We start from the raw sequence: 9721 nt of genomic DNA, 5'->3' as shown, positions 1-9721 counted from the left end.
TACGGACACACTGCGTCACCACACGCCGAGCCCGCGGACACCTCCGCACCGCTCAACTTTGAAGACCCGGATACCGCGGACCGCGCGCCGCGCGGTCACGGACAGTGGCCGACGGTTGCTGGGAACAGCTCACTGCCAGGGGCGTCGCCGACACGCTCCCAATGTGGCGAGCCCCAGCCGCTCGGCGTGTAGGTCGGTCAGCTTGATCAGGTCGGTGCGCAGTCGGGCCACACGGTCGCGGTAGGCATTCACGGTGCCCATAGTCAATTCGTACTCGGGCGGGTTGACGATGCCGACCCTGGCTACGTCAGGGTTGGCTCCGCTGTGCCTGTATCCCTTGTCGTAGTGCTGCACTATTTCGACGGATTCGCCGATCACCAGCCATCGAGAGTCGCTGGTGGATTGGTGCAGCCAGTGCATGACGCGCCCGGGGGACCGGACGTGGAATGGAACCCGCAGACGGCGACGGACCGCCCTAAGATCCCTCTTCAGCTCTGCCCAGGCTGCATCCAGCGCATCACAGCGGTCTCTTTGTTGTTCAAAAATGGGATCGTGGTAACGGCCGCTCTGGGGGTAGGGTAGTTCGGCCTTGGGCCGCCATTCCCCGACGGTGGAAGGCTGCCAATCCGGCATGGGTAAGCCAGCCGGGACAGCACGCAGCACGCCGTCCTCGGCGTGGGTAGCCGTCTGCGGGGAGGGTACGGCGACGAAGACGGGAACGGCGTCGGCCGACTCGTTCAGTAAGCGTTGCGCCTGACGGCGCAGGACCTCGTTTTCACGCAGCAGGGCCGTGACGATGTCTTGCCTGCCGATGAGGTCCCGCTCCAACTCCCGACTGTAGGCGGCGGCATGCTCTAGCTGATGCCGCTGGCTCTCAACCTGGTCCGCCAGGCAATCCCGGTCTGCTTCCGCGGCCTCTGCCCTGGTCCGGGCCTCCGCAAGTAGGGCTTGAACAACGGTCAGCTGTGTGCGCAGTATGTCGAGCACGTCCGGGTGGGCAACTGACTGACCAGGTAAGGACCGGGAGGAAGCCGACCCGCCACGCTCCTCTTCCGGGCCCATTTCATCATCCGGCATCGGCCCCTCCGGCCGCGTGCAGCCTGCTCCCACACACAGGGAAGAGCAACCAGTGAAAGATTCTTGCACACCACCGCCCGGACGGAGCGTGTTTCGTCGGCCAAATGCCGCCCCGCCGGGGCGACCGTCACGCCTTGGTGGCTGTTTCCACGGAGACCGGGGAGTCATCGACAGCTCTGGGTAAGGACATGGGTGGGTGCACGGGATAACGGGCGTGGCGCAGGATGTCGTCGGGCGTCAGCCACAGCACCTCGGGCGGGGTGCCTTGCTCGCGCAGCCATTCGTCGTCGTAGGACTCATACAGGTAGTTGGCACCCGAGTCGGGGGCGATGGCGAGGACCGGCTTCCCTGGGTGGGCGGTGGCGTAGGTGAGAGCAGCGAAGACGGCCGCCCCGCCAGACTCACCGAGCAGGATCCCCTCTTCGGCGGCGAGCACGCGGCACAGCGACAACGCCTCGGTGTCGGCGACCCGGTGAAGCGAGTCCACGCACTCCGAGCGGAGGTTGCCGGGAGTCCAGCTGAGACCAATACCGCGCATCTTGTACGGGGAGAACGGGTGCCCGAAGGCCGCAGATCCGACCGCGTCGACCGCGCGGACGTGCAGTTCCGGAAAATGTTCCTTGAGCGCCATGCCGAGGCCGCTGAGATGACCGCCGGTGCTCACGGTGGCGATCAGCGCTCCCAGCTCGTCGAAGTCCTTGGCGATCTCCGGCGCGGTGTGGGTGGCGTGCGCCTGCGGGTTGTCGGGGTTCTCGTACTGATTCAGGGTGATGGCGCCCGGGATCGATCCGGCGAGTTCGCGCACCCGGCGGAGCCTGGCCGGCTGGTATCCGCCCTGAGGGTCCGGCTGGGTGACCATGTCCAGTTCCGCGCCGAGACTGGTCGCATAGGACAGCACCGACCGCGGTGTCTTCGGATCGACGACCAGGATGATGCGGTAAGCCTTGACCGCGCCGATGAGGGCGAGCGCCTTGCCGAGATTACCCGACGTCGACTCGACGATCGTGGAGCCCGGCACCAGTCTGCCTCTGTTCTCCGCCTGCTCCACCATGTGGAGAGCGGCACGGTCCTTGATGCTGTTCGACGGGTTGCTTCCTTCGAGTTTGACGAAAATGCGGTCCTCCGGGCGGGGCAGCAGTCTGCGCAGCCGCACGACAGGTGTGTCGCCGAGCGTCTCCAGTACGTTCTCGTAGATCACCGTGACTCCTTGTGGAAGATCGGGACAGAGGCTGAGGCCGGAAACTCGGGAAAGAACGATCGGATCACACCCCGACCGTGCAGCAGGCGGCCTCGATTGCGCGTCACCGCGGCCGGGACTGCGTGCTGCTGTCCACCGCGTGGCCAGGACGGTCGGGAAGGGGCCGCGGACCTCCCCGAGCCGTGTCTGCGGCAGGCCAGCCGAGCGGCGGAGTGGCCACCCGGCTCTCCGGGGCGGAGTTCTTCCCGCAGCGCCGCCGTGCCGGAGCCACCTCGACGCCCGCCGTTCACCGCCTCGCCGGGGACGCGGTCAGCAGCCCTCCCGCCTCCGCGCCCTGCTTGACGTTGATGACACGATTGCCACTCTCCGTATCGGCCCAGCGGACGAGGGTGCCGGCGTACTCGCCGCCGAACACCAAGGGACCAAGGCAGACGTGATAGTCCCTGCGACGACCGGTGGCGTCGACTCCCGGACAGCGCCACGGCCGAGCCAGTAACTGCTGGCACACATGGCCGGCGCCGGACGCGGCCGCGGTCACCGCCTGCGTCCATTCGCCGCGTGAGACGGACGGCCCGAAGACGATGCCCCGGCCGCCGTACTCGGAGGCGGGCTTGAGAACCAGTTCGCTCTGCCCGGAGAGCGCCTCCGCCAGGGTCTCGTCCGTCAGCCGGAAGGTTCTCGGGAGGTAGACGTCGACGAATTCACGCTCGGCCGCGGTGAAATACCCGGAGAAGGCGGGGGAGGTGAGGATCTCAAGGTTGGACTTGCTGTTGTACAGGGCGGCGGTCGGCGGCCCCACGAAATCCACGAGCCCGGCGGCGTCCGCGTCCGAGAGCGCGATGGTCGTCTCGGGCGGCACGAACCGTCGGGTCTCCAGCCAGGTGTACATGGTGAAGACGACATCGATGTGCCGTCCTTGGTGGAAGACGCCGTCATCCCGGATGTCCAGGTCCTGCACCATACCGCTGACGCAGTCGAATCCGAACGAGCCGGCCAGTTCCTCGAAGGCCCTGCGGCCGGTATTCATGTCGTTCTCGTCGGCGATCGCCTCGAAAACCACCGGACGTCGCTCCACCGGGGCCTGCCGGACGAGGCTCCGAAACGCCTTCCCCCATATCGCGGTCATATCGGGGGCGGTGGTCTCGTAGCCGAGCCTGCGCAGGAACCGGTGGTAACCGGATGTCCTGAACTGCCGCACGTACGGGTCATGCGTCATCATTCCGCCCATCGGCGCCGAGACGTTCACCTCGACGATCCCGAGCCCTTCCTCGGTGAGGAGGAAGTCGGGCCGGGCGAACTGGTGTGCCGTCACCACAGCGCGCTCCGAGTACGTGCGGAGCAACAGCGCGGCGTCTTCCTCGGGAATGCCCTGAAAGGACATCCAGGCCGCCACGTCGCCGCCGAAGACCCGGTGTGGAATCGAGTACAGCAGGTCCATCACCGACCGGGCCGCGTTCGCGAGTTCGTCCGCGAAGGAGGGGGAGAACAGTGGGGGCGGGAAGATGTGCGTCCATCCCGCGCGGTGAACACCGGCCTGGAAAGCCTCGGCGTCCTGTCGGGCGGCGTCCGGTCCGACGGCCTTCTCGTAGTCCTGCCAGCCGTCCGCCGGTTCGGCGGTGAGCAGGCCGGATCCGTGCCGAGCCGTCGTCATATCGAGCGGCCCTTCAGCCGGCCGTCCCGCTCCAGGGCGGTCAACAGGTGCTCCACGACCTCCGGGGTCTTGTCCACTCCCGTGGACCGGATGGTCCAGTTGATCGCGCCCGGATTCTCCAGGTTGAGCTCCAGGACGTAGGGATACGCCAGGTCCACCCCGGCGAAGTAGATTCCCTGACTCATCAGCGACTTCCCCAGATCGCGGCAGAACGCATCCTCGTCGGGTGTCAGGACCAGTTCCGAGAACTTGTTGCCCAGCGTCGCGTTGGCGCGATGGTCGTCGTCGTTGTGGTACCGGCGGAAGCCGCACACAGGGACGCCTCCGGCGAGCAGGACCCGCTTTTCGTTGTCCGGGACCGTGGGAATGTACTCCTGCATCGTGACGTACTTGCTGGAGAGGCCCACGGACTGGCGCCCATAGTTCTCATAGCGGGACACCTCGTTTCCGGTCGCCGACTGCAGCAAGGCCCTGAAGTTCTTCTCCCGGGCGTTGACGAAGTAGATGTCGGCACCACAGCCCTCGTTGCCCGGCTTGAGGATCCACGACCTGTCGACGGACTCCGTGACGACACTGTTCAGCTCGTCGAAGCTGTTCGACACGTAAGAGGTGGGCAGATGTTCCGGGTCGATAGCGGCCGGGAGGCAGTTCTTGCTGTTGAGGAACAGCACCGCGCTTGCGTCGTTCACGAACGGCACCCGCTGGTTGAGTACCCAGAGCAGCTGGTAGGTGTCGAGGAACAGGTTCGGGTGCGGGCTGGTCAGCAACCACACGAGTTCGAAGTTCTCGGCGCTGCGCCTGGTGAGCTTCATGTCCGGGAAGGGGACTCCCTGGTTGTACTCGCGATCCAGTCGGAACATGTCGCACATCACGGTGCCCGCGCTGATTCCGAGCGTCTCGATGTCGGCCACATGCACTTCCTGCCCGCATCGGAGCAGTCCGTTCGGGATCAGGGAATGGTTGTCGAGCCGGTACTCCTGCATGCGGGAGATCAGCACAAGAACCTTGTAACCCATGGAAGAAATCCTCCGGATACGTGGTGAGTTCTACCGGTCGCTGTTCGGTGCGAGGGTCATCGCCGCGCTGTCTTCCCGAGATCGCGCGCCAGCGCATCGAGGTCCTCGCGGACGGCCTGGTCCGGTCCTGCCAGCAGGACGTAGCCGATGCGGTCGTAGTTGCTCCGGGCGTCCTGGCCGGCTGACCAGGCGTCCGGCCGGACCTGGCCGCGCTGGTGTGTGGCCAATCGTGTCAGGAGGGTTCTGAGCCCATGGGGGGTCAGGTCGTCGGACACCTCGTCGGGCATCACGAACCGGCTGGCGGCCGCGGCGAACTGCGGCTCGGGCTCCGGCGCTGCGATCTTGTCGCGCAGATGGCAGTCGAGGTAGCGGGCGACCATGTCGATGCCCGTACACCACTTCACCAGCTGGGTGATATGGCCACCCGGAAGCCGGGGGTTGATCTCGATGAGGTGGACGTCGCCGGCGTGGACACGGAGTTCGATATGGGCTGCCCCGCCGCGCAGCCCGATGGCCTCCACCCATCGCAGCGCCTGCGCACCGATCTGCCGCGCGAGCGGAGCAGGCGGCGGGGCCGGGAAGACGTGGCCGCGTTCGACGAAGTGAGGGGGGCCGCCGAGGAACTTCTGCGTGATGCCGGCGACGCACCAGCCCTGTTCCGCGTCCCAGTAGAGCTCGCAGCTGTACTCGTCGCCCTCGATGAACTGCTCCAGGAGCACGGTCCTTCGCGGGCGGTATCCGCGCACGTTGACCACGTGTGCGCGGTACAGGTCGGTCACCGCTCTGACATCGGCCGGGGTGTGGCAGAGGCGGACGGAGACACTGCCGCTCTCGTCGACCGGCTTCACGACCAGCGGGTACGTCAGAGACTCCAGGTCGGTCTTGCCGATCTCGTCCTCGGGCACCGTCTGGAACCATGGGGTGTTGCCTGGGTCGCGCGTCAGCTCCCGGGTCATGTCCTTGTACCGTGCCGCCACCAGTCCGGGGACGTCTGCGTGCGGCAAGCCGAGCACCATGGCACACAGCGCGGCCGTCACGAGGTGGTAGTCGTCGAACGAGATGACCGCTTCGACGTCGATATGCCGGATGGCGCTGAGGACCTCACTGACGTTAAAGCTGTCGCAGACGGTGATGACCGTGCCGCAGAGCTCCATGGGGTTGTCCGGAAGTGTTTGGTAGAACTCCTGCTGCATGGTGACGAACACCAGGTCGTATCCGTACTCGATGGCGAGTCGCATCGCATCCGAAGTGGTGCCCGTGTTGTTCGCCTCAAGAAATATGATCGCCACGCCACTCGTTTTCTGTCAGCTGTGGGAATGAGAGATTCGCGGATGCAGCACCGGTATGGCCGTGAGGCCGGCACGCGAAATCCGGGCAGCCGCGCGCCGGACACGACGAAGCCGCGGAACGGTGTGCTGTACGGCAGCGAACGGTCTGCCCTGAGAATGTGCGACTTCGGGCGACGCTCTGAATCCCTTCAGAGCGTTCCGAGGACGTTCAGAGAACGTCATCCTCCACGGGCGTCACCGGAGAGGTGTCCCGGCTCACGAGGAATTCCGGCCTGGGAGAGGAAGCGGGCGCGTTGCTCACGGCGTTGTACGTGATCAGCAACAGGGCCCGGCGGTCCGCCGATCGGTTGTCGGACGAGGAATGGACGATGCTCGGGTGGAAGGCGTAGATCGTGCCCGCGGGCCCGACCGCCAACCGCTTCGGCGTCTTCCGCGTCAGTGCGTCGACCTCGGCCTGCGGAACGGTGTACTCGAGGTCGGACGCCACGTGGTTGCGCCAGTCACCGCTGCGTTCGCGCTGCTCGTCGGAGTCCGACTCGACGAGGCCCAGTCGGTGGCTGCCCGGGATCACCTGGAGGGGACCGTTGTCCTCATGGGTGTCGTCCAGGAACAGGGCGATGTTGACCGCACTGGGCGCGGTCATGCCGTCTTCGTTCTTCCAGAAGGCGAAGTCCTGGTGCCAGGGCCAGGCCGCCCCCTCGTGCGGCTGCTTCAGATTGACCTTGAACTGGTAGACGTACACCGGTTCGCCGATGAGCGCCTCGGCCAGACCGACGAGCATCGGCAGCCGGACGAGCCTGGCGCAGGTCTCGTCGAACAGGTGACATCCGTGGATGGCGCGGACGGTTTTTCCGTCTGTCTCGTGGACGACTTCAGGACGCTTCTGCCGGCTGATGCTCTCGACGCTCTCGCGGAGCTTCTTTATGCCGACTTCCTCGAATCGCGTGGGAAGTCTGAACCAACCGCTCTCGTCGTACTCCGCCTTTGCCGACTGTAATAAATCATCTCGGGCCTGCATTTCTATTCCTTTCGACAAGAAAGGTATGTCGGAGTGGCACCGAGAGGCGACTCTAGCATCACCCTAAGAAGTTTCCTAGTGAATATTTTTCGCCCGCAAGGTTGCCAAGCATTTTTGACATATCGGGCACAAACCGGCGGGAGTATGTTCGCTTTCAGCCATATCAATGCGGGCGACCCGTTCCGTATGGCTGTACCCGCCGCAGGGGTGAGTAATATGTGTCGGGGCAGTGCGCCGCTTACTCGTTGCGGCTCGGTGCGCCTCTTCCGCGTCTTTCACGTCCTTATCTCTCTCGATCCGGGGGGTCTGGTGTTACGCCTGTCACGCCCAGCGCCTGTGCGCGCCATCAAAGACACCTTGGGCGGCCTGCCGAGTCAGTTCTGGTGGCTGTGGGCGAGCACCCTGATCAACCGGCTCGGCGGCTTCGTCACGACGTTCCTTGCGCTGTATCTGACGGTGGACCAGGGCCTCTCCGCGAGCTTCGCCGGGCTGGTGGCCGCCCTGTACGGGATAGGAGGCGCAGTCGCGGCCGTCGTGGCGGGGGTCCTGGCCGACCGCCTGGGGCGGCGCCCCACGCTTCTGGTGTCCCAGCTGGCCACGGCCGCCGCCATGGCGATCCTCGGGTTCAGCCGGCAACCTGCGCTGATCGCGGTGGTCGTCACCGTTCTGGGCGTCACGGCCAACGCCGCACGCCCGTGCATCCAGGCCATCATCGCCGACCTGGTGCCGGACAAGGACCGGGTCCGAGCCTTCTCCCTCAACTACTGGGCGGTCAACATCGGCTTCGGTGTGGCCTCAGCTGCGGCCGGGCTGATCGCCGAGCACGGATACCTGCTGTTGTTCCTCGGTAACTCGGCATCCGTCCTGCTGTGCGCCATCGTCATCTTCCTGAAGGTGCCCGAGACCAAACCGCAGGATCACCCTTCCGCAGACCAGACCCCTTCCGCAGACCACGACGCGGCTGTCGAGCGGACGACGGACGACGAACCCGGTAGCCCCGCGCCGGGGCTGGGTGCGGTGCTGCGGGACGGGCGGTTCATGGTTGTGGTCTTCCTGGCCTTCCTGGTCGCCATGGTGCTCATGCAGTACACCACCTCGCTGCCGGTCAGCATGGGCAAGGAAGGCTTCTCCAGCGCCGACTACGGCTTCGTGATCAGTATGAACGGACTGGTGGTCGTCCTCGCCCAGATCCCTGTCACCAGACTGCTGAAGGACACCAAGCCCGTCACCGTCCTCGTCATCGCCTCCCTGCTCGTCGGCTTCGGCTTCGGGCTCACCGCCCTGGTCAACTCCGTGCCCCTCTACATCATGACGGTCTGCATCTGGACCATCGGCGAGATCATGCACAACCCGACCAGCATGGCCCTGGCTGCGGGGCTGTCCCCGGCCCACATCCGAGGCCGCTACCAGGGCATCTACACACTGTCCTGGGCCGGGGCCACCTTCGCGGGGCCTCTGCTGGGCGGGATCGTCATCGACCGTTTTGGATCCGACACCCTGTGGGCGGGGTGCGCCGTCGTCGGCGTGATCGCCGCTGTGGGGTACGGGGCCCTGGCCAAGCCGCTGGGCCAGGTGATCGCCCCTGCCGCACCGACCAGACAGCAGGAACGGGAGCCCGAACTCAAGGGTGAGGGATGAACCATGAAGCAGGGCGGGTAATCGTCCGATGCGCCGCATGCATGTGTCACCGACCTTCGAGGAGACGCTCATGAACCGTTTCGCGACGTCCAGTTGGCAGATACGGGTGGAGGAACGTCACGGTCTAATCATCGGCTTGTACGCCCGGGACGTCGCGGGCCTGCGGTCACGGACGGATTGCGACATACCTCCCTTGACGCCTGCCGTGGGCATCCGCTCCGACCTCGCCCACTTGGCCGGGCCGGAGACCTCGGCCGAGTGGGATCGGTGGTGGCGCCGGGAACTTTTGCAGCAGGACGAGACCGGCCCGGGGCTGTACCCCCCGCTTTTTCCGGCACTTGAGGGCAGTCCCCGGCTTGCCGCGCTCATCCGCGCGTGTTTCGAAGATGCGGTGGCGTGGAACGCCCGGCGGTACCAACAGCGAAGCGGCATTTCGGCCGGTGACGAGTCATGCGCCCCTGAGGGGGACCTGGTGGGCAGGGTGGAGGCGGAGATCGGCCGGAAGGCGCGTCCGTTCCGCCTGGTTGTCACCCGCCTGCCGGTCGCCGGGGACACCGGGTGGCGGGTTGCGCCCGGCCACGTCCTGGTGAGCGAGGCCCGGCGCGACAACCCGTCGGCCTACGGCGCATGGCTCATGCCCGTGATCCGCGAGTTGGCCTGACACGGCGGAGCTCCGCTGACAGCGCGGCCCGTGGTTCTTCACTGCCCCGGGCCGCCTTCTTGCCATGCCCCGTCGCAAGGAAGGAAACGGACCACCAGGCTTTGGTGGGTCTTCAAAGTTGAGCGGTGCGGAGGTGTCCGCGGGCTCGGCGTGTGGTGACGCAGTGTGTCCGT

Annotated in this window: 8 protein-coding genes; 2 read left to right on the top strand and 6 right to left on the bottom strand. The window is 66.0% G+C overall.

All coding sequences use genetic code 11. The features are described 5' to 3' along the window. Positions 1-129 precede the first annotated feature (129 nt). The 6 genes from F3T56_RS44665 to F3T56_RS44640 form a co-directional block, all read right to left on the bottom strand. Positions 130-1077, bottom strand: a complete 948-nt coding sequence (locus tag F3T56_RS44665) for a hypothetical protein (protein ID WP_149831187.1) — start codon at positions 1075-1077, stop codon at positions 130-132. Between the two features lie 127 nt (positions 1078-1204). Further along, positions 1205-2275, bottom strand: a complete 1071-nt coding sequence (locus F3T56_RS44660; protein WP_149831186.1) for a PLP-dependent cysteine synthase family protein — start codon at positions 2273-2275, stop codon at positions 1205-1207. 286 nt (positions 2276-2561) lie between these two features. Continuing rightward, on the bottom strand, positions 2562-3926 hold the full coding sequence (locus F3T56_RS44655) for a hypothetical protein (RefSeq protein WP_149831185.1): 1365 nt from the start codon (positions 3924-3926) through the stop codon (positions 2562-2564). Further along, positions 3923-4942 (bottom strand): ATP-grasp domain-containing protein, encoded by a 1020-nt coding sequence (locus F3T56_RS44650; protein WP_149831184.1) that lies wholly within the window; start codon positions 4940-4942, stop codon positions 3923-3925. Before F3T56_RS44650 ends, F3T56_RS44655 begins: the two co-directional genes overlap by 4 nt. A gap of 56 nt (positions 4943-4998) precedes the next feature. Further along, positions 4999-6231, bottom strand: coding sequence for an ATP-grasp domain-containing protein (locus F3T56_RS44645; protein WP_149831183.1), 1233 nt, complete (start codon positions 6229-6231; stop codon positions 4999-5001). Positions 6232-6439: 208 nt separating this feature from the next. Beyond that, entirely contained in the window at positions 6440-7249 is an 810-nt protein-coding gene (locus F3T56_RS44640; protein ID WP_149831182.1) for a phytanoyl-CoA dioxygenase family protein, read from the bottom strand. Positions 7250-7585: 336 nt separating this feature from the next. Here F3T56_RS44640 and F3T56_RS44635 point away from each other — a divergent pair, with 336 nt between their 5' ends. Both F3T56_RS44635 and F3T56_RS44630 read left to right on the top strand, forming a co-directional pair. Beyond that, entirely contained in the window at positions 7586-8887 is a 1302-nt protein-coding gene (locus F3T56_RS44635) for an MDR family MFS transporter (protein ID WP_246204781.1), read from the top strand. 472 nt (positions 8888-9359) lie between these two features. Then, a complete protein-coding gene (locus F3T56_RS44630; protein ID WP_149831181.1) occupies positions 9360-9548 on the top strand; it encodes a hypothetical protein in 189 nt (62 codons plus the stop codon). Positions 9549-9721: the final 173 nt, after the last annotated feature.

This window comes from Streptomyces tailanensis, from assembly GCF_008386495.1.
Classification (GTDB): Bacteria; Actinomycetota; Actinomycetes; order Streptomycetales; family Streptomycetaceae; genus Streptomyces; species Streptomyces tailanensis.
The sequence above is the reverse complement of the archived record's forward strand: the minus strand, read 5'-3'. Positions and strand labels throughout refer to the sequence as shown.